The organism is Streptomyces sp. NPDC002619, from assembly GCF_042889305.1.
Classification (GTDB): domain Bacteria; phylum Actinomycetota; class Actinomycetes; order Streptomycetales; family Streptomycetaceae; genus Streptomyces.
Genome location: NZ_JBIAQV010000023.1, coordinates 1 through 23,332, shown reverse-complemented (window position 1 = coordinate 23,332; position 23,332 = coordinate 1). Strand labels below are relative to the sequence as shown.

Sequence of the window (23,332 nt, the reverse complement as noted above, 5' to 3'; positions counted from 1 at the left end):
CCCATCGGGCCCGAACGGGCAGTCCTGCGGGGAGGCGGGTGACCGAGATGAACACCAGGACGGCGGAAGAACGCCGGCGGGAGATCGTGCGGGCCGCGCGCGCCACCGGCGCGGTCGACGTCAGCGCGCTCGCCGCCGAGCTGGGCGTGGCCAAGGAGACCATCCGGCGCGATCTGCGCGCCCTGGAGGACCACGGCCTGGTGCGCCGCACCCACGGGGGCGCGCATCCCGTGGAGAGCGCCGGGTTCGAGACGACGCTGGAGTTCCGGGCCACCAGCCATGTGCCGGAGAAGCGCCGGATCGCGGCCGCGGCGGCCGAACTGCTCGGGGACGCCGAGACGGTCTTCGTCGACGAGGGCTTCACCCCCCAGCTCATCGCCGAGTCCCTGCCCGCGGACCGTCCACTGACCGTGCTCACCGCATCCCTGCCGGTCGCGGGCGCCCTCGCCGAGGCCGAGAACGTCTCGGTGCTGCTCCTGGGCGGTCGGGTCCGCCCCGGCACCCTGGCCACCGTCGACCACTGGACGACGAAGATGCTCGCCGGCTTCGTCGTCGACCTCGCCTACATCGGCGCCAACGGCATCTCCCGCGAACACGGCCTGACCACTCCGGATCCCGCGGTCAGCGAGGTCAAGGCGCAGGCCATCCGGGCCGCCCGGCGCACCGTGTTCGCGGGCGTGCACACCAAGTTCGGCGCGGTCAGCTTCTGCCGGTTCGCCGAGATCGGCGCACTGGAGACGATCGTGACGAGCACGCTGCTTCCGGCGACCGAGGCCCACCGCTACTCGCTGCTGGGGCCACAGGTCATCCGGGTTTGAATTCCCGACGCTGCACACCATCCGAACTTCCAACTGAACTGTTCACAGGGGCTTTCCATACGGAAGAACGCCCCTTATCCCCCCATATATCCAGGAGCGATCAATGCGCACCCAGAGCCGACGGAGGCCGCGAGTCACGCTCGCCATGGCCGCCGCAGGGACGCTGCTCGCCCCGTTGCTCTCCGGCTGCTGGGTCGGAGCGGGCGGGTCCGGTTCCGGCGGTGACTCCATCAATGTGCTGATGGTCAACAACCCCCAGATGACCGAGTTGCAGAAGCTGACCGCCGCCCACTTCACCAAGGACACCGGCATCAAGGTCAACTTCACGGTCCTGCCCGAGAACGACGTCCGCGACAAGATCAGCCAGGACTTCGCCAACCAGGCCGGCCAGTACGACGTGGCGACGCTCTCCAACTACGAGATCCCGATCTACGCCCGCAACGGCTGGCTGCACGACATGGACCCCTACGTCGCCCGGGACCCGGCGTACGACGAACAGGACGTCCTGAAGCCGATGCGCCAGTCCCTGACCGGCGACGACGGCAAACTCTACGGCCAGCCCTTCTACGGCGAGTCGTCCTTCCTGATGTACCGCAAGGACGTGCTCGCCAAGAAGGGCCTGACGATGCCCGCCCACCCGACCTGGACCCAGGTCGCCGACATCGCTGCGCAGGCCGACGGCGCCGAGCCGGGCATGAAGGGCATCTGCCTGCGCGGACTGCCCGGCTGGGGCGAGTCGATGGCGCCCCTGACCACGGTCGTGAACACCTTCGGCGGCACCTGGTTCGACAAGGACTGGAAGGCCCAGCTGAACTCCCCCGAGTTCGAGAAGGCGACGAAGTTCTATGTCGACCTGGTGCGTAAGCACGGCGAGTCCGGCGCCGCCCAGTCCGGCTTCGCCGAGTGCCTCAACAACATGACCCAGGGCAAGGTCGCCATGTGGTACGACGCGACGAGCGCCGCCGGCCTGCTGGAGGCCGCCAAGTCCCCGGTCAAGGGCAAGCTCGGCTACGCCCCCGCGCCCGTCGAGAAGACCGACTCCTCGGGCTGGCTCTACACCTGGGCCTGGGGCATCCAGAAGGCCTCCCGCAATCCCGACAAGGCCTGGAAGTTCGTCTCCTGGGCGTCCAGCAAGCAGTACGAGCAGCTGGTCGGCGACACGAGCGGCTGGTCCAACGTCCCGGCGGGCAAGCGCGCGTCGACGTACACGAACGCCGCCTACCGCGCGGAGGCCGCCGCCTTCCAGGACATGACCAAGGAGGCCATCGAGAACGCACGGCCCAACGACCCCGGGGTGCAGCCCCGCCCCGCGCCCGGCATCCAGTTCGTCGGCATCCCGGAGTTCACCGACCTCGGCACCAAGGTCTCCCAGGAGATCAGCGCGGCCATCGCCGGACGCCAGTCCGTCGACTCGGCCCTGAAGAAGTCCCAGCAGCTGGCCGAGAAGATCTCCAAGGAGTACGAGGGACGATGACCGCCACGACGACCGCACCGATAGCCACCACCCCCGTACGCGCCATGCGACAGCCCTCCGGCCGACTGCGCGCCTGGGCCACCCGCGCCCCGCTGCTGCCCGCCCTCGTCTTCATGATCGCCGTGACCCAACTCCCGTTCGTGGCCACGCTGGTGATCTCCTTCTTCGACTGGAACGCCCTCTACCCCAAGGCCCGCCACTTCACCGGCGTCGACAACTACCGGCAGGTCCTGACCGACGCGGACCTGCGGCACTCGGTGTGGACGACCGTGCTCCTCACGGTGGCCGTGGTCCTGGCCAGCCTCGTCCTGGGCCTCGTCCTCGCCCTGCTGCTGGACCGGAAGTTCCGCGGCCGGGGCGTGGTCCGCACCCTCCTGATCGCCCCCTTCCTGGTCGTCCCCGTGGCCGCCGCACTGCTCTGGAAGCATGTGCTCTACAACCCTGAATACGGACTGTTCAACGGGTTGTTGCACTATGTGGGCGGCCCACAGCCGGACTGGATCTCGGGCACCCCGCTGCTCGCGGTCGAGGCCTCCCTGGTCTGGCAGTGGACGCCGTTCATGATGCTGATCCTGCTCGCCGGCCTGCAGAGCCGTGACCAGCAGCAGATCGAGGCCGCGCGGGTGGACGGCGCGAGCGACTGGCAGATCTTCGTCCATCTGACGCTCCCGCACCTGCGCCGCTACCTCGAACTCGGCGCCCTGCTGGGCTCGATCTACATCGTCCAGAACTTCGACGCGGTCTTCACGATCACGTCCGGCGGCCTGGGCACCGCCAACCTCCCCTACACCGTCTACCAGAGCTTCTACCAGGCCCACGAGAACGGCCTCGCCTCGGCCGCGGGCGTCCTGGTGGTCATCGGCTCGATCATCATCGCGACCTTCGCCCTGCGCGTGGTGTCGTCCCTGTTCCGCGAGGAGGTGTCCCGCGCATGAGTGCCACGGCCGTACGCGTCCCCCACAAGACCAACCGCAAGGGCGCCGGTCTGGGCCTGGTGGCCTGGCTGCTCGGCATCCTGTTCTTCCTGCCCATCGCGTGGATGGCGCTGACGTCCTTCCACTCGGAGGCCGACGCGGCGACCAACCCGCCGTCCTTCGCCGCCTCCCTCACCCTCGACGGATACCGCGAGTTCTTCGGCACCGGCGGCGGGGCCAGCCCATGGCCGGCGCTGATCAACTCGGTGGTGGCGTCCGTGGCGTCGACCCTGGTCGTCCTGCTCCTCGCCCTCCCGGCGGCGTACGCCCTGTCGATCCGCCCGGTGAAGAAGTGGACCGACGTCCTGTTCTTCTTCCTGTCCACGAAGATGCTGCCGGCGGTGGCCGGCCTGCTGCCGATCTACCTGTTCGCGAAGAACGCCGGGATGCTCGACAACATCTGGCTCCTGGTCATCCTCTACACCGCCATGAACCTGCCGATCGCGGTGTGGATGATGCAGTCGTTCCTCGCCGAGGTCCCGGTCGCCGTGATCGAGGCGGCGAGGGTGGACGGCGCCCGCCTCCCTACCGTCCTGACCCGCGTCGTCGCCCCCATCGCCCTGCCCGGAATCGCGGCAACGGCCTTGATCTGCTTCATCTTCAGCTGGAACGAACTTCTGTTCGCCCGGGTCCTCACGGGCGTGGTCGCCGAGACCGCCCCCGTCTTCCTGACCGGCTTCATCACCAGCCAGGGCCTGTTCCTGGCCAAGGTGTGCGCCGCGTCGCTCGTCATCTCCCTGCCGGTGCTCGCCGCGGGGTTCGCCGCCCAGGACAAGCTGGTCCAGGGCCTGTCGCTGGGAGCCGTGAAATGAAGGCCGCCGTCATCGAGTCCGTGGGCCGCGCCGTCGTCACCGAGGTCCCCGACCCGACGCCAGGACCCCGCGAGGTCGTCGTCGAGGTCGCGGCGTGCGGGCTGTGCGGCACCGATCTGCACATCCTCCAGGGCGAGTTCGCGCCGAAGCTGCCGATCGTTCCGGGGCACGAGTTCGCGGGCGAGGTGGTCGGCGTGGGAACGCAGGTCACGGAGGTGGCGGTGGGCGACCAGGTGGCGGTGGACCCCTCCCTCTACTGCTACGAGTGCCGTTACTGCCGTACCGGACACAACAACCTCTGCGAGCGGTGGGCCGCGATCGGCGTGACGACGGCGGGCGGGGCCGCACAGTACGCGGTGGCGCCGGTGGCGAACTGCGTGAAGCTCCCGGAGCACGTTCGTACCCAGGACGCAGCGCTGGTGGAGCCCCTGTCCTGCGCGGTCCGCGGCTACGACGTGCTCCAGTCCCGTCTCGGCTCCCATGTGCTGATCTACGGCTCCGGGACGATGGGCCTGATGATGCTGGAGCTGGCCAAGCGCACCGGCGCCGCCAGCGTGGACATGGTGGACGTGAACCCGGCCCGCCTGGAGACCGCCCGCCGGCTGGGCGTCACGGCCTCCGCGGCCAACGCGGACGAACTGGAGCGCCCCCAGGGCTGGGACGTCGTGGTCGACGCGACGGGCAACGCGGCCGCGATCCAGGACGGCCTGGACCGGGTGGCCAAGGCGGGCACGTTCCTGCAGTTCGGCGTCGCCGACTACGCGACCCGCGTGACCATCGACCCGTACCGCATCTACAACCAGGAGATCACCATCACCGGCTCCATGGCGGTGCTCCACAGCTTCGAGCGCGCGGCGGAACTCTTCGCGAACGGCGTCCTCGACCCCGAGGTGTTCATCAGCGACCGCATCCCGCTGGAGCGCTACCCGGAGGCGCTGGAGCAGTTCGCGGCGGGGGTGGGGCGGAAGATCGTGGTGGTGCCCTGAGCCGATCGGGGGTCGTGGCGTCGGTAAGGGAACGGCAAAGTGATGTCGTTCGTTCACCCGGCATGACAGCTATGACCCCCGGCTCGAACATCCCTCTGTCCGCCGCCCGCGTGACGGTGGACGTCGCCGCCCCGGTGCGGCTCGACGTATCGGGCCTGCTGCTCACCGCCGACGGCAAGGTGCGCTCCGACGACGACTTCATCTTCTACAACCAGCCGAGCGGCCCGGGCGTGACGTATCGCTCGGGCGGCGGTGCCGCGCCGGACGCGATCACGGTGGACACCGCCGCCGTCCCGCCGGGCATCGAGAAGATCGTCGTGACGGCGAGCCCGGACGCCGCGGGCCAGACCTTCCAGGGCATCGAACCGACGGCCACGATCCGCAACGGCGACGACCACAGCGTCCTGGCCACGTTCACGCCCCCGCAGCTCGGCGCGGAGACGGCGCTGGTGATCGTGGAGATCTATCTGAGGAACGGCGCATGGAAGGCCCGCGCGGTCGGCCAGGGGTATGCGAACGGGCTGGCGGGCATCGCGACCGACTTCGGCGTGACGGTGGAGGAACCGGCCGCACCGGCCGCTCCCGCCCCGGCCGCCGCCCAGCCGGTGACCCCGCCGCCGCCCGCCCAGCCGCCGGTCACGGCACCCACGCCCGCCGCACCCCCGGCCCCGCCCGCCGCACCCGCGCCCGGCACCGGGAAGATCAACCTGGACAAGGGCCGGGTCAGCCTCCAGAAGAACCAGACCGTGTCCCTCGTCAAGGGCGGCCGCCCGCTGCTGTCCACGGTGCGGATGGGCCTCGGCTGGGAGCCCGCGTACCGCGGCAAGGACATCGACCTGGACGCCTCGGTCATCGCCTACGGCCCGCAGCGCAACCACATCGACAGCTGCTACTTCGGCAAGCTGACCATCCTGAACGGCGCGGTCAAGCACTCCGGCGACAACCTCACCGGCGAGGGCGGGGGCGACGACGAGGTCATCGCGGTCGACCTCGGCCGTATCCCGCAGGACGTCACGGGCCTGGTCTTCACCGTGAACTCCTTCTCCGGCCAGAAGTTCACGGAGGTCGCCAAGGCCTACTGCCGCCTCCTGGACGGCACGACCGGCGAGGAACTGGTCCGCTTCGACCTCACCAGCGCCGAGGCGCAGACGGGCGTGCTGATGGCCAAGCTGATCCGTCAGTTCTCCGGCGAGTGGGAGATGACGGCGCTGGGCGACTTCGTGAAGGCGCGCACCGTACGGAACATGGTGAAGCCGGGCGCCGAGGCGCTGTAGCCAGTCGTACGAGCCTCAGGGCGCCCCCGACGAAGGGGGCGCCCGGCGCGCACCCTGGCGCGGTCTACGGCCTCAACCCCTCCGTCAGCAGCGCCAGATAGCGGTCGATCTGCTCGCCGCGCCCGTTCGCCAGTTCCGAGGCCGTCGCCACGCCGTGGGCCAGGCGCAGGACCTCGATCGGTTCGATGTCCGCGCGCAGCGCGCCCTCCGCCTGTGCCGCCGCCACCAGTCGGGTCGCCGCGCCCTTGACCGAGGTCGCGCACGCCGTCAGCGCGACGGTGCTGCCGTCCGTGACGGCCGAACCCAGCAGCGTCTTCATCCCGCGGACCTGGATCGTGCCGACGCACAGCTCGCGCAGCCACGCCGCCAGTGCCTCGCCCGGCGGCAGTTCCTCGGCCAGCTCGTCGGCGCGAACCGCCATCGCCTCGATCCGGTCCACGTACGCGGCCTCCAACAGCGCCTGGCGCGTGGGGAAATGCCGGTACAGCGTGCCCGATCCGACACCGGCCCGCTTGGCGATGTCGTCGAGCGACGCGTTCTCCCCATGCTCGGCGAAGGCCTCGGCCGCCACCTCGAGCAACCGCTCATAGTTGCGCCGAGCGTCCGCACGCATGGGCCTGACCTGCGTCATCCAGCTACTCCTTGCAAACCGGGGACCCTCTCCGTATCTTATCGAGAACTAAACGGAGACAGTCCCCGCTTACCGTCGCATGCTCCGTGGGCAGCTCCGCCCTGCCCTTTTCACGCCTCGACCGGGGACGCCACAACGGGAGAACCTCATGTCCACCCCGTCCGCACCGTCCACCGCCCACGACGCGCTCTCCGCACCACCGCAGCCCGCCAGGCTCGGCACCGTCCTCCTCGTCATCGTCACCGCCTACCTGATGGTCGGCGTCGACTCCACCGTCGTCAACGTCGCGCTCCCCGGCATCCAGCAGGATCTCGGCTTCTCCCCCACCGGACTGTCCTGGGTGCTCAACGCCTACACCCTCACCTTCGGCGGCCTGCTGCTGCTCGGCGGGCGCATCGGCGACATCGCCGGCCGCCGCCGTACCCTCACCACCGGCGTTCTCGTCTTCGCGCTGTCCTCCCTCCTCGGCGGTCTCGCCACCGACAGTGCCTGGCTGCTGGCCGCCCGCGCGCTCCAGGGCGCGGGCGCCGCCCTCGTCGCACCCAGCACGCTCGCCCTGATCGCCACCAGCTTCCCGGAGGGCCCGCGCCGCCACCACGCGCTCGGCGTCTACGGGTCCATGGTTGGCATCGGCGCCTCCGTCGGCCTGGTCCTCGGCGGCATGCTCACTTCCTGGGCCTCCTGGCGCTGGGCGCTGCTGATCAACGTACCCATCGGCGTGGGTGTGGCCGCCGCGCTGCCCCGCTTCGTCACCGAGACCCCGCGCCACCCGGGCCGGTTCGACGCGGCGGGCGCGCTCACCGGCACGGCCGGCACGACCTCGCTGGTGTACGGGTTCATCCGGGTCTCGGAGGCGGGCTGGAGCGACACCCAGGCGCTGCTCGGCTTCAGTACGGCGGCGGCGCTGCTCGTCGGCTTCGCCCTGATCGAGTCCCGGACGGACCGGCCGATCATGCCGCTGCGCCTGTTCGCCGACCGCGACCGGGCCGGCGGCTACGCGGGGGTCCTGCTGCTGCCCGCGGGCATGTTCGGCGCGTTCTACTTCCTCACCCTGATCACCCAACAGGCCCTGGGCTACGGCCCGTTGCGCGCGGGGGTCGCCTTCCTGCCGATGACCATGGTGATGTTCACGACCGTACGGTTCGCGCCGCGTCTGCTCCAGCGGTTCGGTGCCAAGCCGGTGCTGCTCACCGGTATGACCTTGCTCGTCGCGGCCTCCGCATGGCTGTGGCGGCTGGAGCCCGGGGACGGCTACCCGGACGGGCTGCTCGGCCCGCTGCTGCTGGTGGGTGTGGGCGTGGGCCTGAGCTTCATGCCGCTCAACGCGACGATCCTCGCGGCGGTCGAGCCGCGCGACGCGGGCGCCGCCTCCGGCCTTCTGCAGACCCTGCAGTGGCTCGGCGGCACCCTCGGACTCTCCGTCCTGGTCACGGTGTTCGGGACCGCGACCCGGCACGCGAGCGGCACCCCGGCCGAGATCCTCACCCACGGCGCGTCCCGCGCGTTCGGCGTCGGCGCACTGATCGCACTCGCCGCCCTTCTGGTGTCGGCGTTCGTGATCACGGGCCGGAAGCCGAAGGCCGCCCGGCCCGCCATCCCGTGACGAAGCGCGGCCCGCACCCCCGTGGAGGTGCGGGCCGTGCTTCCTGTCTCACGCCGCCCAGGGCCAGTCCGCGTCCCGCGCCGACTCCAGCAGCGGAACCATCCGGAACGCCGCGTCCGACATGCCCGCGAACGTGTGCCGGTTCCCCTTCCCCGACGGACCGTGGCCGGGGCGGTACCCGGCGAGGTTCCAGGTGTAGACGGGCACCTGCGACGGGACCTGTTCGGTCGGGTCGCCGTGCCGGCTGTACGCGTACTGCTCGTCCGTGACGATCAGCACCCGGTCGTGCTTCCTGTAGTGCGCACGCACCGCACCGGTCGTGTCGGTGCCGCCCAGGTCGCCGAAGCGGTCCAGGATCTTCAGCACCGACTGGCCCTTGCGGTACCGCACCTTGCGGCTGTCGGTGCCGAACTCGACGAGGTCCGCGTCCGCCGCCCGCAGCGCGAGCGCCGCGCCGAAGACCGCCGCCGCGTCGGCCCGGTTGAGCTCCGAGCGGTCCGAGAGGCGGGAGTAGAACATCGAGCCCGAGCGGTCGACGAGCACCAGCGTGCGGCCGGGCAGCGCAGGCACGTTGGCCAGCGAGTGGCCGAGCGCCTGCTCCAGCGGGTACGACCAGCGCAGCGAGGGCGCGTGGCGGTACGCGGCCAGGTAGCGGAACGGGAACTGCCGCGAGCGTGCCACCTCCGCCGGGTCGCTGATCTTCGCCGCGACCCGCCCCGCCACCTCGTCGGAGACTCCCGCCTCGTCGAAGTTCCGCAGATTGCGGACCAGCGCCATCGAACCCATTGACGGGATCACGGCCTCCCAGGCCGCCTTGTCCATCGGCCCCTGGACCCACCCGGCCAGCGCCTCCCAGGTGATCCCGGCCGCGGCCAGCCGCTCGGCACCGTCCGGTGCGGTGACGACCGCCCGGCGCTCCTCGACCGGCAGCGCCATCAGCTCGCGGTGCGCGGTCAGGACACGGTTCGAGGCGGGCGGCACGGCAGTGTCCGGGTTGTGCCGACGGTCGAGCGCGAACTGGAACAGCTCGCCCTGCCACGGCTTGTCCGGGTCCGGCGCCGCGTGCACGAGGTTGAGGATGTCGCCGAAGCGGTAGCCCTTGGACGCGGTGTCGTACTTCAGCAGCGACGTGCCGCTGTAGAGGTGCCGTACGGCGTCGGCGATGCCGCGCTTGACCGGCTTGGGGACGGCACGGCCGTACACCGCGGTCCAGTACGCGAGCAGTTCGCCGGGCTCGTCCGGGCGCCGGAGCACGGAAGCCACGACCTGGCGGTTCGACGGACCGCCGGTGGCTCCCGCGTCGAGGCGCGCCTTCACGTACTCCGCGGCGCCCACGATCGACGCCGTGCGCATGTTGCCCTCGCCGCGCAGCCAGCCGAGCAGGCCGGCGGTCCAGGACGGATCGGCGACGGCGAGTTCCCGTACGAGCTTCGCGAACCGGTCGTCGCGGTCGGCGCCGGACTCGTAGAAGGTCTGCTGGGACACGAAGTTGGACACGGCGAGCAGGAACAGCTCGGAGCGTGCGTCCCGCTCGTGGCCCCGGCCGCCCTCGTACGTGCGCAGTACACGGCCCGTCGAGGTGACCCTCGAGACCGGCTGCGCCTTGGCGGCCCTGGTGTTGAATCGCGCCATGGTGAATTCCCCCGAATTCAGTTCCGTTTCGGTTCCGTCGGAGGAAGGCGCAGCAATAGGTGGGTGCCCGAGTTCAGGAGTCGGCGACGGACTTTGCCAGATGCTCTTCCGATTGAGCTACACCGACCCGAAGTCGATGACGGGACTCGAACCCGCAACCGTCCGATCCAATGAAGTAACCGTTGCCTGCGCACCGGGCACCCACCATGAGCTGCGCCTCCCGAGATCAAGTCGGCCGCGGCATCGGATTCTTTTACGAGAAGAAGTAGCCGCTGCCATCGCACCGGGAGGTGCGTGACGTCATGATCTCACTGTAGGAGGCGCAGCGTTGGCGGTGCGAGTGAATTACCGCGGGCCGAAGGTCAGCCGCGCTTCTGCCGCTTCCACGGACCCGTGATGGCGAGCATGATGCCCGGGGTCTGGATGTTGGCGTACAGGGTCTTTCCGTCGGGCGAGAAGGTGACGCCGGTGAACTCGCTGTACTCCGGCTTCTCGGCGGTGCCGATGTTCAGTTCGTTGCGGGCGATCGGGTAGGTGCGGCCGCTGTCGGTCGCGCCGAACAGGTGCTGGATGCCCTCGCCGTCCTCGGCGATGACGAGGCCGCCGTACGGGGAGACGGTGATGTTGTCCGGGCCGTCGAACGCGCCGTCGACGGACGGGTCCGGGTTGACGCCGATCAGGACCTTCAGCGTCAGGGTGCGGCGCTTGGGGTCGTAGAACCAGACGGCACCGTCGTGCGCCTGGCCGGGGCTCTCCGTACGGGCGTACGAGGAGACGATGTAGACGCCGCCGTCGCCCCACCACATGCCCTCGAGCTTGCGGGCGCGGGTGATCTGGCCGGTGGTGAACTGCTTGCGCGTCGAGGTCGTCTTCGCGTCGCGGTCCGGGACGTCGATCCAGTCGACGCCGTACACCGTGCCGATCTTGGTGGCGCGGGAGAGGTCGTCGACGAACTGGCCGCCGGAGTCGAAGCACTTGAAGGCCTGGAGGACACCCGCGTCGTCGGCGAGCGTGCGCAGCTTGCCGCGGCCGTGGTGGAAGTGCTCGGGCGCGGTCCAGCGGTACAGCAGACCGTTGGGGTTGGACGCGTCCTCGGTCAGGTACAGGTGACCGCGCTTGGGGTCGACGACGACGGCCTCGTGGGCGTAACGGCCCAGCGCCTTGATGGGCTTGGGGTCGCGGTTGGCGCGGCGGTCCTCGGGGTCGACCTCGAAGACGTAGCCGTGGTCCTTGGTGAAGCCGTTCGTGCCGGCCTTCTCCTCGGTCTCCTCGCAGGTGAGCCAGGTGCCCCAAGGAGTGTTGCCGCCCGCGCAGTTGGTGGCGGTGCCGGCGACGCCGACCCACTCGGCGACGTGGTCGCGGCGGACCTCGACCACCGTGCAGCCGCCGGCGGCGGCCGGGTCGTAGACGAGACCCTCGGTGAGCGGCACCGGGTAGGGCCAGTTGGCACGGGGGCCGGCCAGCTCGTGGTTGTTGACGAGGAGGGTGGCGCCGCGGGGGCCCTCGAAGGTGGACGTGCCGTCGTGGTTGGACGGCGTGAACTCGCCGGATTCCAGCTTGGTCTTGCCGCTGTAGGTGATGACGCGGTACTTGAAGCCGGCGGGCAGCGCGAGGAGGCCGTCCGGGTCGGGGAGCAGCGGCCCGTAGCCGACGCCGTGGTGTCCGGCCGCCGACTCCTCGCCGACGCTCTCGGTGTCCGTGGACGCCAGGGCGTTCGGGGCGCTGGCGAGGGCGCCGACGCTACCCGCGAGCGCGACACCGGCACCGGTGATCGCGGATTTTCTGGCGAAGTCCCTGCGGCTGAGCGACATGGTGTCTCCTGTGACGGTGGGAGTGCCGTGGAGGGTGGCGGACGTCGATTCGGCGAAACAGTCCCGCTCGACCCTGAACGGGAGTTGAACACCGGGCGTCTTCATCGGACCCTCTTCCATGAATCCGTATGCACTTTCCCAGGAGACGCAAAAAACACTCTGGTTCGAGTAATGGTCGGACGATGCCGCCGCCCTTGCCGACCGGTCTCACCCCCCGTGCTGCGACCGCGCCTTGAACGCCGCCTTCCTGGCCTCCTTGGCGACTTTCTTGTCCGGATGCAGTCGCCCCATCGCCTCCAGGACGTCCGCGGTGGCCGGGTGCTCCACCCGCCACGCCGCCGTGAAGAACCCGCTGTGCTGGGCCGCCAGCCCCTCCACGAGGGCCTGGAGTTCCTCCGAGTTGCCCTCGGCCGCCAACTGCGCGGCCACCGTGTCGACGGTCAGCCAGAACACCAGGTCCTGGGACGGCGCCGGTACGTCGGACGCGCCCCGTTCGCTCAGCCACACCCGGGCAAGACCGCCCAACTCGGGGTCGTCCAGCACCTCGCGGAGCGCGGGTTCCGCCTCCGCGCCGACCAGGGACAGGGCCTGCTGGCAGCGCAGCCGCCGCAGCGGCCCCCCGGCGTCGCCGCCGCGTGCCGCGGCCAGCAACTCCCGTGCGGCGGCGAGGGTTTCGCGGCGCGTGAGCCACTGTTCGGTCTCGGCCTGGGCCGCCGCCGGCGGGAAGGCGGACGTGCCGTCGAGGAGGGCGTCCGCGCCCTTGTCCACGAGTTCGCCGACCGCGGGCGCCTCGAAGCCGGCCTCCAGCAGCCGCGCCCGCAGCCCGTAGGCGCCGAGCGGGGTGAGCCGGACCATGCCGTAGCGGGTGACGTCGGTGTCGTCGACCGGCGCCGCGGGCTCCTCCTCGGGGTCGGCCATCAGCGCCTCGTCAACGGGTTCGTACTCCACGAGCCCGACCGGTTCGAGCAGCCGGAACTGGTCGTCGAGGCGCATCATCGCGTCGGAGATCTGCTCCAGGACGTCGTTGGTCGGCTCGCCCATGTCGCTGGGCACGATCATCGAGGCGGCGAGGGCGGGCAGCGGGACGGTGCCGTCGCCGGGGGTGTCCTCGTTGACGGTGAGCAGATACAGGTTGCCGAGGACGCCGTCGAGGAACTCGGCCTCCGCCTCCGGGTCCCAGCCGAGTGACGAGAAGTCGACCTCGCCGCCCTCGTCCAGGGCGTCCACAAGTCCGTCCAGATCGGGCACGCTCGCGTCGGCGAGCACGGTGTCCAGGGCGGTCAGCCACACGGCGAGCACATCGTGCGGCGAGCCGCCGGTGAGCAGGGCCAGCTCCTCCCCCGCTGTCACGGTCCCGGCCTCCTCGTCGACGATCTCGACCAGGCCGGTGTCCACGGCGACCCGCCAGGCCTCGCTCGTGTACGCGGCGGCGTCGACCCCGGTCAGGTCGAGCGCCTCGGCCGCGGCCGGGAGCTGCTCCTCGACCAGGCCGCCGCCGGCGTCGACGCGGGTGTCCGGCCCGGCCCAGCGGGCGAGGCGGGCGGCGCGGGAGAGCAGCGGCGTGGACAGTGCGGCGCGGGCCAGCTCCGCTTCGGGATGCAGCCGCACCGGCGGCAGGGGGGAGCTGTCTGACATCGGCTGGTTCTCCTCGGGCCTGGACAGGACTCAGCCGCTCAGCCTAGACGGATTTCCACCCATGCCGCCCGGTTCATCTCCCGGTCGACCCCAGTACATGGCCGAAACCTTGACAACTCCCGTGCACAGGCAGGAGATTGACGCGCGTAGAAATCGAGGCGACAACTGTTCACTCGGTTTCTACGCGCGTTGCCCCGACCAAGCACGCGCCCGACGTTCCGCCCTCGTCACGGCGCTCACGTTCGTCCCCGGAGGGATCCCTTGCCGAGCAGGTCTTCCGCGCGTCTCGCCGCGCTCACCGTCGCCGCCGTCTGCAGCGCGGCGTCGTCCGTCGTGCTCACCTCGCCCGCCCACGCGGACACGGTCCGTATCCACGACATCCAGGGCACGACCCGGATATCCCCGTACGCCGGCCAGAAGGTGACGGACGTGCCCGGCATCGTCACCGGCACGCGCACCTACGGCTCCTCCAGGGGCTTCTGGATCCAGGACGCGACCCCGGACGACAATCCGGCGACCAGCGAGGGCGTCTTCGTCTTCACCAGCTCCACGCCGAAGGTCGCCGTCGGTGACTCCGTCACGGTCACCGGCACGGTCTCCGAGTACGTCCCCGGCGGCGCCTCGACCGGCAACCAGTCGCTGACGGAGATCACCAAGCCGGCGATCACCGCGCTCTCCACGGGCAACGCCGTCCCGGCGCCCACGGTGATCGACGCCAAGTCGGTGCCGGACGAGTACACCCCGGAAGGCGACACCGCCGCGGGCGGCTCGGTCAACGGTCTGGCCCTGGCCCCGTCGACGTACGCCCTGGACTACTACGAGTCCCTGGAGGGCATGAACGTCCAGGTCGCCGACGCCCGTGTGGTCACGGCCACCGACCCGTACACCGAGCTGTGGGTGACGGTGAAGCCGCACGAGCACCGCAACCGCCGCGGCGGCACGGTGTACGGCTCCTACGACGCGCAGAACACCGGCCGCCTGCAGATCCAGACGCTGGGCTCGACCGCCGACTTTCCGACGGCGAACGTCGGCGACACCCTGGAGGGCCCGACCACCGGCCCCCTGGACTTCAACCAGTACGGCGGCTACACGCTGGTCGCGAGCGAGCTCGGCACGCTGAAGAGCGGCGGCCTGGAGCGGGAGACGACGCGGAAGCAGTCGGGCCGCGAGCTGGCGGTGGCGACGTACAACGTCGAGAACCTCGACCCGTCCGACGCCACGTTCGAGGAGCACGCTTCCGCAATCGTGAACAACCTCCAGTCGCCCGACATCGTGTCCCTGGAGGAGATCCAGGACAACAACGGCGCCACGGACGACGGCACGGTCGCGGCCGACGTGACGGTGAACAAGCTGATCGACGCGATCGTCGCGGCCGGTGGCCCGAAGTACGACTGGCGCTCGATCGACCCGGTCAACGACCGGGACGGCGGCGAGCCGGGCGGCAACATCCGCCAGGTGTTCCTGTTCAACCCTGAGCAGGTGTCCTTCACGGACCGCGCGGGCGGCGACTCCACCACCGCGGTCGGAGTCACCAAGGTGCACGGCAAGGCGGCCCTGACGGTCTCGCCGGGCCGTATCGACCCGGCGAACACCGCCTGGACGACCAGCCGCAAGCCGCTGGTGGGCGAGTTCGTCTTCCGCGGCAAGGCCGTGTTCGTGATCGCCAACCACTTCGCCTCGAAGGGCGGCGACCAGGGCCTGACCGCGCAGTACCAGCCGCCGGTGCGCAGCTCGGAGACCCAGCGACACGCGCAGGCGACGGCGGAGCACGCCTTCGTCGAGGACCTCCTCAAGGTCCAGAAGAACGCGGACGTGATCGCGCTCGGCGACCTGAACGACTTCGAGTTCTCCGACACCACCCGGATCCTCGAGGGTGACGGCGAGCTGTGGTCGGCGATCAAGTCGCTGCCCAAGAGCGAGCGTTACACCTACGACTACCAGGGCAACTCGCAGGTCCTCGACCAGATCCTGATCAGCCCGGCGATCCGGCGCGACTGCGGCTTCGAGTACGACAGCGTGCACATCAACTCGGAGTTCAACGACCAGGTCAGCGACCACGACCCGCAGGTGCTGCGGTTCCGCCCGTAACAGCCCTTCCCTGGTTCAGGACTGGCTGAACGCCCCCTTCAGCCAGCCCTGCCAGGCGAGTTCGTCCGCCTTGGCGTCGGCGTCCGGGGCGAAGTCGTGCACGGAGATGCCGACCGGCGCGCCCCAGTGGTTGCGGCCGAAGAACCGGATGAGCGCGTTGTCGGTACGCAGCCCGATGAAGTACGGGTTGCGGAAGTCGACCACGGCGTCGATGAGTTGACCCTCGGGGCCACGTGCATGGACGCGCGTGCCCTGGGCGGTGTCGTCCGCGAGGCCGAGCGCACGGCCCACGGCGGTGAAGGCGTCGGCGGCCATGGACGCCTCGGGGCCGTCGAAGGTCGCGAAGGCGACCGGCCGGGGCGCGAAGTGGACCAGATACTCGCGCAGGGTGTGCATGTAGAAGTCGGTGTGCTTGGCGGCGCCGTCGTACTGGTTGTCCCAGTCGTCGACGAAGATGCCGCTGTGCACGTACCGCACCCAGGCGCGCCGGCCCTCGTCGCGGGGCTCGACCTCGTAATCGAGCTGGTTGAGGGTTTGTTGGGAGATGCCGTCGACGTTCTCGACGCGGTTGGTGTAGCGGTGCGGCGGGTCCCAGGCGGTGATCGTGGACCCGAAGGGCCCCCCGCCGCCGACACGCGGCTCCGGCGGCTCCATCGGCCACAGATATCCGCCGGTGCCGTTCGTGATCGCCTCCCACACCTGCTCCGGCGTGGCGTCGACCTCGAACTCGCGGACGATCTCGAATTCCTTGGACATGGTTCAGGGCTCCTGCTGATTCGGTGCGGGATCGATTGCCGGGGTCTGCTGGTCCTCGACCGTGGTTGAGGGCTGGTCCTTGACCGTGGGATGGACGGCGACGACGATCCGGTGGTCCCGGCCGCCCTCCGTGTCGGGGGCGTCGTACTTGCGGATCAGGGCGCTCACGCCCGCCGTCAGTTCCTGGACGAAGGCGGCCCGGTCGGCGGCCGAGGCGAAGCGGACCTCGCCGTCGAGCGCGTATGTCGCCAGCCGTTTGCGGGCCTTGGTCGCGCCGGTGATCAGGGTGCCGACGTCCCGCACGAGCCGCGCGCCGAGCGCGAGCAGCCAGCGGGCGGACAGCTGGTCCCGGAAGCGGTCCGGGTCGGGCTGCACGGAGGCGAGCGCGAGCGGCGAGATGACGTACGACGCGGCGGTCGCGCGCATCAGCCGCTCGGTGACATTGCCCTTGCGGCGCTCACCAGCCAGCTCGACCAGGCCATGCCGCTCCAGCGCCTTGAGGTGGTAGTTCACCTTCTGCCGGGGCAGCCCTACCCGGCCGGCCAGCATCGCGGCGGACGCGGGCGCGGCGGCCAGCTCGGCGAGCAGCCGGGCCCTTATGGGGTCCAGCGACACGGCGGCGGCCTCGGGGTCCTCGATCACGGTCACGTCCAGCATGCGTCCACAGTCTCACCGAACAGTTTTTTTGTCCAGACGACTCAGATGTTCGGTGAAAGGGCATGGCGAAACGCCACCCGCAGGACGGGACCGCCCTCAGCCCTGACCCTCCCCCTCCCCCAGCCGGGCCAGCTGGGTCTGGAACCAGTCGAGGCGGGCCCGCAACAGGGCGGCCTCCGCCACGAGTTCGGGCACACCGAGCCCTTCGGACCCGGCCACCTCACGCCCATCGCCGGCCACCACCCGCAGCCCGTCGCCGGCGAGCCGGGCGAACCCGGCGAGCGAGAGGGACGTACGACCACGCACACAACCGGCACAAGCAGGCGCCAGGGCACGCCAGCCGGGGCGGCCCCAGCCCGCGTCGGCCAGCGCGGCGGCACCCGCCCCGCAGACGCACGGCCCGACGGTGGCCGTACGCACCCTTTGCCTGGCATAGCGAAAGCCGCGCTCGAAGCGGATGTAGGCGCCGAGGACGGAGATTTCGAGCAGGACCGCCGCCCGGTGCTCGGCGGTGCACAGGAGCGCCTCGGCGGCCGTGCGGTCGTGCACGCAGTGGAAACCGCAGTCGCACAGCCGCGCGGGCGGGCTGTGCCGTCGGCCGTAGACGCAGGACGCGTCGTCGAGGACGCCGTACGGCAGCGCGCCGCCCAGCGACACACCGGTGAACCCGGCCCGGGTGCCGTCCTGGGACAGCACCGGGTGGGCGATCTTGTATCCGGTCGGCGGCTCCGTCGGGCGTTCCACGGGGAGCCGCAGCCTCATCGGGCGACCGGGACCTCTTCGGACGCGGGGACCTCGATCTCCCCGGCCTCTTCGGGTACTTCGAGTGCTTCCTCATGGACGAGCGGCCGCTCCTCCGCGACCCCGGTGGCCAGTGCCTTGCCGAGCTTCATGGCGCCTCCCATGACCTGCAGTCGGTGACCGTCCCGGCCCATAGTGACCCACGAGGGGCCGAGTTGGACACAGGGCCTGTCCTGCGCAACCCCATTACTCCGTAGCAACACTTAGAAATATCTCGTAGAAGATTTAAGTGGAGCTACGCTGTCGGCGTGCCGAGACTACTCCCATGACGACCCCGGACACCACGCCCACGCCCGCCCCTCCCTTCGGCCGCGTCCTCTGCGCGATGGTCACGCCCTTCACCGAGGACGGAGACCTGGACCTCGACGGCGCCCGGGCCCTGGCTGCCCGCCTGGTGACAGAGGGCTGCGACGGCCTGGTCCTCAACGGCACGACCGGCGAGTCCCCGACGACCTCGGACGCCGAGAAGGCCGAGCTGATCCGCGCCGTCCGGGAGGCCGTCGGAGACCGGGTGCCGATCGTCGCGGGCGTCGGCACCTTCGACACCCGGCACACGGTCGAGGGCACCCTGGCCGCCGAAAAGGCGGACGCGGACGGGGTGTTGGTGGTGACGCCGTACTACAGCAAGCCGCCGCAGGATGCTCTTGAGGCGCACTTCCGGGCGGTCGCGGACGCGAGCGGGCTCCCGGTGATGCTGTACGACATCCCGGGCCGCACCGGCACCCGGATCGCCCCGGAGACGCTGATCCGGCTCGCGGACCATCCGCGGATCGTGGCGGTCAAGGACTGCTCCTACGACTTCCTCGGCACCCAGAAGGTGCTGGCCCGCACAGAGTTGGCGTACTACGCGGGCTGCGACGAACACGTCCTCGCCCTCCGCGCGGTGGGCGCCGCGGGCTGTGTCAGCACGGTCGCGAACGTCGTCCCGCGTCAAGTCGCCACCATATTGGCCGCGTTCGAGGCGGGCGACACGGCCGGCGCGGCCCGCCTGCAGCAGCGGGCCACACCGCTCATCGAGGCGATGATGGACGCGGGCCTGCCGGGCACGGTGACCGCGAAGGCCCTGCTGAACCGGCTCGGTCTGCCCGGAGGCCCGGTGCGCGCACCCCTGCTGCCTGCCGGCCGGGAGGCGACCGAGGGGCTGCTGGCGGCGTACGAGGAGTGTGTGGCCGGGGCGTACGTGACGGGCTGATCAACGCTCGGCGAAGACGGGCTGCCAGACGTTCTTCCGCCCGGGGGGGCCGTCCTGCTCACGCGTGCCACTGAGCTGGACGACCTTGTCACTGCCGATCGAGACAAGCACGAGCCGGGGCCGGTACTCGGCCGCGCCCGGCGTCCGCTCCCAGGCGACGAGTCGCCGACCGTCGGCCCAGGCGAGCAGCTCGGCCCCGCGCACCCTGGCGATCTCCTTGCCGGTGGCCGGGTCGACGATCTTGGACCACGACTTGTCCTTGGCCTCGGCCGTCAGACCGACCGCGGCGAGCGTGCCGCTCGGGGAGAGCCGCGCACCGACGTCCGACCGCAGATACCGCTCCTTCGCGGGCGCGGCGACCCCCTTGCCCGCGAGGTCGTAGAACCGCTGCATGCCGTCCCTGCCGCCAATGATCCGCGCGTACACCAGCGCTCCGTCGCGGGTGAAGGAGAAGTCCGCGCGGCCCACGGTGTCGCGGCCTGGCGAGACCTTGCTCCAGGGGCCTTCATGGCCGGTGGCGACGTCGACGACGGAGAAGCCGCTGCGGCTCGACGCGCCGGGCCACGCCAGCCATTCGTCGTGCGGCCTGCCCTTCGCGTCGTGGACCGTCTCCTTCCGGCGCAGATCGGGATGCTCGGCGTAGGTCGTCGCGACGAGCCTGCTCCCGTCCCGCGAGAAGGTCAGTCCCCCGACCCCGTGGGCGAGCTGGATCCACCGCTCGACCTTCCCCGTGGCGAGGTCGAGCAGCCCGATGCGGCGCGCGGGCATGCTCCGCTCCAGGACGGCGGCGGTCCGCATCCCCGGGGCGACGGCGACAAAGCCCCACCGCGAGTCCTTCTCATACCTCCCAGTCCGCGGATCGAGAAGCCAGTAGGTGCGGGCGGTGGCGCCCGCGTCGGCCGACAGCTTCACGAGGCCCTCGGTGTAGTAGGCGGCCAGCGCCACGTTCCCGGCGGCGATCAGCTCGCGCGGCGGCGACTGGTCGGGGTGGGCCGTGGTGCCGGTGCCGTGGAGCACACCGGCGGGCAGCGAGTCGTGCCGCCCGGAGCTCAGCGACGGCACCGCCACCGCGACGGCGACCACGGCGGCCGTGGCGGCGGCGACGCACGCGAGCCGGCGGGTACGGCGGCGCCGGCGGGCGGCCAGCACGCGATCGGCGAACCCGGGGCCGAGCGGCCGCTGCTGCGCGGCCTGCTCGCGCAGGCAGTCCCGTACGAGTTCCTCGACGTTCACGGACGCACCTCCACGGGCGAGAAGTCACGGGACGGCGGCTGGTCGGCGGGGTCGGCACCGAGCGCGGCCAACTCGGGCGCGAGGATGCGCAGCCGGGCCAGGGAGCGATGGGTGGTGGACCGTACGGTGCCGACCGAGCAGCCCAGCAGGCGGGCCACGTCGGCCTCCGGCAGGTCCTCGAAGTAGCGCAGCACCAGGACGGTGCGCTGGCGGGCGGTGAGCCGGGACAGCGCGGCGCGCAGCACGAGGCGCAATTCGGCGGTGGCGGAGGCGTCCGTGGCCGTCGCCGTCTCCGGCGGTTCGGCGACCGTGACCTCGCGCCGGCGCCACTTCAGTCGCCAGCGGCTGATCTGCTGCCGGTACAGGATCTGCCGTACATAGGCCTCGGGCTCGTCGATCCGCTGCCATCGCCCGGCCGCTTTGACCAGTGCGCTCTGCAGCAGGTCCTCGGCCGCGTGCCGGTCCCCTCCGCTGAGCAGCACGGCCGTCCTCAGCAGCGCGGACGACCGGTTCGCCACGAACTCCCGGAAGTTCTCCCGCGCTTCGGCATCCATCGTCACCTTCCGCTTCCCCCGGGCGGACCCGGTGCCCGTCCCCTCTGCCCCATGGGACGCGCGCGGGGACCCGCCACTATGCGTGCCCCACGAGAAAATCCGGCCGCGGAAATTCAACAGGCCCGCGCTGAAGGCTGCCGTACGTTGTCCCCGTGAGCCGCCCCCTGCTGTTCCTCGACGTCGACGGCCCCCTCAACCCGTACGCCGCGCAGCCGGAGCGGCGCCCCGAGGGCTATACGACGATCCGGGTCCCCCTCCATCCCGGCCGCATCCTGCGCGTCTGGCTGAATCCGGCCCACGGTCCGGCGCTGCGTCGCCTCGGCTACGACCTGTGCTGGGCGACCACGTGGATGGCCGAGGCCAACCGCTGGATCGCCCCGGTCGTCGGCCTTCCCGAGCTGCCGTACGTCGACTTCGGCACCGGGCTGTTCGCCGTGCGCCCCGACGGGGTGCACTGGAAGACGGAGGCGATCGTGACGTACGCGACCGGCCGCCCGTTCGCCTGGATCGACGACGAGCAGAGCCCCGCCGACACCCTTTACGTGGCCGCCCGTCACCCCGCCCCGGCCCTGCTCCACCACGTCGACCCCCGCATCGGCCTGCGCGAGCCCGACTTCACGGCCCTGGCGGATTTCGCCACTTCCCTGTGACGAAGCGCCCTCCCGCAGGCGGCGGAAGGGCGCTCGGGGACACGGCTCAGTTGTGGCTGTTCTGAGGTAGGTGCAGGTCACGGGCTCGTTGTGCCCCGTGAGCCGTCTCGGGGCCGTCCTCAGTGCTGCCCGAGTTCTGGAAGACCCGATCCACGGCGGCCCAGGTGCGGGCCTCGCTGTTCGGCATCAGGTGCATGTAGGTGCGCAACGTGAAGCTCGGGTCGTGATGGCCGAGGTACTCGCTCAGGGCCTTGATGCTCTCCCCCGCGTCCAGGAGCACGGACGCGTAGAAGTGGCGGAGGGCGTGCATGCCGTTCTCGCGTCCGAGCGGGATGCCGGCGGAAGTGAGAGCGGGTCGCCACACCGTCGGGTTGAAGCGCAGCCGGTTCAAGGCCTGGTTCCGAGCGCTGACGAACAAGAGCGATGCCGTCACGGGCGGACCGTCCAGGGTCCTCCACGGCAGCTCGGAGTGTTGCCTCATCAAGGGCTTGGGCGTTGAGTTCAGTGCGCGCCCTCCGATGCGGTGTGACCGACGGCGCACCGCGAGATGGCCCAAGGCGCCAGGCGGGGTACTGCTCCGCCCCCGCCACCGGGGCAAGCCATCACTGTCCCCCACCTGCCCGCTGTACGCGCGCGGCGGCCGATTCCGGTGCGGCGGCGGACTCGTGCACACGCTGGACGTCCGCCTTGGTCACCGCCAGGTAGGCGACCATCAGCACGATCAGGGCAAGCAGGACCAGAGCGACCGGCCCGTCGCCGAGGCCGAGACCTCCGACGGAGCGGGGCTTTCCCAGGCCGTCGGCGATCGACGCGCCGAGCGGACGGGTGATCACGTAGGCGGCCCAGAAGCAGAACACCGGATTCCAGCGCAGCCAGCGGTACCCCACCGCCGGAATGAGGATCAGCACCGCGAACACGGCCGCGGAGGTGAAGTAGCCCAGGTGCAGGGTGAAGGCGGTGAAGTCGCCCAGCGCGGTGCCCATGGCGAAGGTGGCGACCACTGTCGCCCAGTAGAACGCCTCACGGCGCGGGGAGTCGATGGTGTGGATCGACAGGGTGCCCTCGGTGCGCCGCCACAGCCAGAACACGGCCAGCAGCAGCACCGCGTACAGCGCGCTGGAGAGGGTGTAGGACACGCCGAGGGCCACATGCATCACGTCGGCGGCCATCGTCCCGAAGATGCCGACCATGGCGACGGCGAACCAGTACGTCCACGCCCAGTAGCGAGCCTGGCGGAACTGGACCACCAGCGCAACGAGAAGGGCGACGAATCCGAGCATCACCGCGAGCTGCGGCACCATGGCCTGGACGAGATAGTCCGAGGCCCCCTCCCCCAGCGCCGTCGACAACCCCTTGACGATCCAGAAGACGGTGATGATTCCGGGAACGCGAACCGCGCCCCGGAAGACGCCTGCGGCAGTTCTGCCCGAACGGGCATGACGAGCTATCGAAGTCACCCGGGCACCCTACGGATCAAGACTGCATTTGTCTACACGCCTGTAGACGGTCTAGCGTTGCGCGGACGGGAGGGCACTCCCTCCGTGCTGCTACCCGTTGTACATGAGGGGCCACATGACGACCACGACGACGCCCGAGAATCTTCGAACACCCGCTCGGCAGATGCTGAACAAGGTTCCCGAGGTCACGATCTGGTTCTGGATCATCAAGATCTTGTGCACCACGGTCGGCGAAAGCTTCGCTGACTGGATCAACATGAACCTCGGCGTCGGCCTGATCAACACCGCATTGAT

General features: G+C 70.6%; 22 protein-coding genes and 1 pseudogene. 11 read left to right on the top strand and 12 right to left on the bottom strand.

All coding sequences use genetic code 11. The annotated features are described in order from the left end of the window. Positions 1–47 precede the first annotated feature (47 nt). The 6 genes from ACFYXB_RS29160 to ACFYXB_RS29135 all read left to right on the top strand — a co-directional run bounded on the left by ACFYXB_RS29160 (position 48) and on the right by ACFYXB_RS29135 (position 6,338). Positions 48–818, top strand: a complete 771-nt coding sequence (locus ACFYXB_RS29160; RefSeq protein ID WP_389587523.1) for a DeoR/GlpR family DNA-binding transcription regulator — start codon at positions 48–50, stop codon at positions 816–818. Positions 819–921: 103 nt separating this feature from the next. Next, a complete protein-coding gene (locus ACFYXB_RS29155) occupies positions 922–2,292 on the top strand; it encodes an ABC transporter substrate-binding protein (protein ID WP_389587372.1) in 1,371 nt (456 codons plus the stop codon). Continuing rightward, positions 2,289–3,227 (top strand): sugar ABC transporter permease, encoded by a 939-nt coding sequence (locus ACFYXB_RS29150; RefSeq protein WP_351356347.1) that lies wholly within the window; start codon positions 2,289–2,291, stop codon positions 3,225–3,227. Before ACFYXB_RS29155 ends, ACFYXB_RS29150 begins: the two co-directional genes overlap by 4 nt. After that, positions 3,224–4,078, top strand: a complete 855-nt coding sequence (locus ACFYXB_RS29145; RefSeq protein WP_351356344.1) for a carbohydrate ABC transporter permease — start codon at positions 3,224–3,226, stop codon at positions 4,076–4,078. Before ACFYXB_RS29150 ends, ACFYXB_RS29145 begins: the two co-directional genes overlap by 4 nt. Continuing rightward, on the top strand, positions 4,075–5,064 hold the full coding sequence (locus ACFYXB_RS29140; protein ID WP_389587369.1) for a zinc-dependent alcohol dehydrogenase family protein: 990 nt from the start codon (positions 4,075–4,077) through the stop codon (positions 5,062–5,064). Before ACFYXB_RS29145 ends, ACFYXB_RS29140 begins: the two co-directional genes overlap by 4 nt. Before the next feature lie 71 nt (positions 5,065–5,135). After that, complete coding sequence (locus ACFYXB_RS29135) at positions 5,136–6,338, top strand: TerD family protein (protein ID WP_389587521.1); 1,203 nt, start codon at positions 5,136–5,138, stop codon at positions 6,336–6,338. Between the two features lie 64 nt (positions 6,339–6,402). Here ACFYXB_RS29135 and ACFYXB_RS29130 read toward each other — a convergent pair whose 3' ends face one another. Further along, entirely contained in the window at positions 6,403–6,969 is a 567-nt protein-coding gene (locus ACFYXB_RS29130; protein WP_389587367.1) for a TetR/AcrR family transcriptional regulator, read from the bottom strand. 148 nt (positions 6,970–7,117) lie between these two features. Here ACFYXB_RS29130 and ACFYXB_RS29125 point away from each other — a divergent pair, with 148 nt between their 5' ends. After that, a complete protein-coding gene (locus ACFYXB_RS29125; RefSeq protein ID WP_389587365.1) occupies positions 7,118–8,572 on the top strand; it encodes an MFS transporter in 1,455 nt (484 codons plus the stop codon). Positions 8,573–8,620: 48 nt separating this feature from the next. On the opposite strand, the gene ACFYXB_RS29120 is transcribed toward ACFYXB_RS29125, so the two are convergent. The 3 genes from ACFYXB_RS29120 to ACFYXB_RS29110 all read right to left on the bottom strand — a co-directional run bounded on the left by ACFYXB_RS29120 (position 8,621) and on the right by ACFYXB_RS29110 (position 13,650). Further along, complete coding sequence (locus ACFYXB_RS29120) at positions 8,621–10,204, bottom strand: TROVE domain-containing protein (protein ID WP_389587363.1); 1,584 nt, start codon at positions 10,202–10,204, stop codon at positions 8,621–8,623. A 362-nt stretch (positions 10,205–10,566) separates the two neighbouring features. Then, complete coding sequence (locus ACFYXB_RS29115; RefSeq protein ID WP_389587519.1) at positions 10,567–12,015, bottom strand: alkaline phosphatase PhoX; 1,449 nt, start codon at positions 12,013–12,015, stop codon at positions 10,567–10,569. A 207-nt stretch (positions 12,016–12,222) separates the two neighbouring features. Then, positions 12,223–13,650, bottom strand: coding sequence for a hypothetical protein (locus tag ACFYXB_RS29110; protein ID WP_389587361.1), 1,428 nt, complete (start codon positions 13,648–13,650; stop codon positions 12,223–12,225). Between the two features lie 261 nt (positions 13,651–13,911). Here ACFYXB_RS29110 and ACFYXB_RS29105 point away from each other — a divergent pair, with 261 nt between their 5' ends. Further along, positions 13,912–15,738 (top strand): endonuclease/exonuclease/phosphatase family protein, encoded by a 1,827-nt coding sequence (locus ACFYXB_RS29105; RefSeq protein ID WP_389587359.1) that lies wholly within the window; start codon positions 13,912–13,914, stop codon positions 15,736–15,738. A gap of 15 nt (positions 15,739–15,753) precedes the next feature. On the opposite strand, the gene ACFYXB_RS29100 is transcribed toward ACFYXB_RS29105, so the two are convergent. The 4 genes from ACFYXB_RS29100 to ACFYXB_RS29085 form a co-directional block, all read right to left on the bottom strand. Next, positions 15,754–16,494 (bottom strand): SRPBCC domain-containing protein, encoded by a 741-nt coding sequence (locus tag ACFYXB_RS29100; protein ID WP_389587357.1) that lies wholly within the window; start codon positions 16,492–16,494, stop codon positions 15,754–15,756. Positions 16,495–16,497: 3 nt separating this feature from the next. Then, the gene (locus ACFYXB_RS29095; protein ID WP_389587355.1) at positions 16,498–17,151 is read right to left on the bottom strand and encodes a helix-turn-helix domain-containing protein; all 654 of its coding nucleotides are present in this window, start codon (positions 17,149–17,151) and stop codon (positions 16,498–16,500) included. A 96-nt stretch (positions 17,152–17,247) separates the two neighbouring features. Then, positions 17,248–17,913, bottom strand: coding sequence for a hypothetical protein (locus tag ACFYXB_RS29090; RefSeq protein WP_389587353.1), 666 nt, complete (start codon positions 17,911–17,913; stop codon positions 17,248–17,250). Further along, positions 17,910–18,044, bottom strand: coding sequence for a hypothetical protein (locus ACFYXB_RS29085; RefSeq protein ID WP_389587351.1), 135 nt, complete (start codon positions 18,042–18,044; stop codon positions 17,910–17,912). The genes ACFYXB_RS29090 and ACFYXB_RS29085 overlap by 4 nt, the downstream gene beginning before the upstream one ends. A 173-nt stretch (positions 18,045–18,217) precedes the next feature. On the opposite strand from ACFYXB_RS29085, the gene dapA reads away from it, so the two are divergent. After that, positions 18,218–19,144, top strand: coding sequence for a 4-hydroxy-tetrahydrodipicolinate synthase (gene dapA, locus ACFYXB_RS29080; protein WP_389587349.1), 927 nt, complete (start codon positions 18,218–18,220; stop codon positions 19,142–19,144). On the opposite strand, the gene ACFYXB_RS29075 is transcribed toward dapA, so the two are convergent. Next, entirely contained in the window at positions 19,145–20,377 is a 1,233-nt protein-coding gene (locus ACFYXB_RS29075; protein ID WP_389587347.1) for a WD40 repeat domain-containing protein, read from the bottom strand. It abuts the gene before it with no gap. After that, positions 20,374–20,931 (bottom strand): SigE family RNA polymerase sigma factor, encoded by a 558-nt coding sequence (locus ACFYXB_RS29070; protein WP_389587345.1) that lies wholly within the window; start codon positions 20,929–20,931, stop codon positions 20,374–20,376. The genes ACFYXB_RS29075 and ACFYXB_RS29070 overlap by 4 nt, the downstream gene beginning before the upstream one ends. 152 nt (positions 20,932–21,083) lie before the next feature. On the opposite strand from ACFYXB_RS29070, the gene ACFYXB_RS29065 reads away from it, so the two are divergent. Beyond that, positions 21,084–21,581, top strand: coding sequence for a hypothetical protein (locus ACFYXB_RS29065; protein WP_389587343.1), 498 nt, complete (start codon positions 21,084–21,086; stop codon positions 21,579–21,581). Positions 21,582–21,627: 46 nt separating this feature from the next. On the opposite strand, the gene ACFYXB_RS29060 is transcribed toward ACFYXB_RS29065, so the two are convergent. After that, complete coding sequence (locus ACFYXB_RS29060; protein WP_389587341.1) at positions 21,628–22,014, bottom strand: tyrosine-type recombinase/integrase; 387 nt, start codon at positions 22,012–22,014, stop codon at positions 21,628–21,630. Positions 22,015–22,183: 169 nt separating this feature from the next. Beyond that, positions 22,184–23,038: a hypothetical protein gene (locus tag ACFYXB_RS29055; RefSeq protein WP_389587339.1), complete on the bottom strand. Its 855-nt coding sequence runs from the start codon at positions 23,036–23,038 to the stop codon at positions 22,184–22,186. 103 nt (positions 23,039–23,141) lie between these two features. On the opposite strand from ACFYXB_RS29055, the pseudogene ACFYXB_RS29050 reads away from it, so the two are divergent. Beyond that, positions 23,142–23,332 (top strand): annotated as a pseudogene (locus tag ACFYXB_RS29050) (hypothetical protein); the annotation flags it as partial.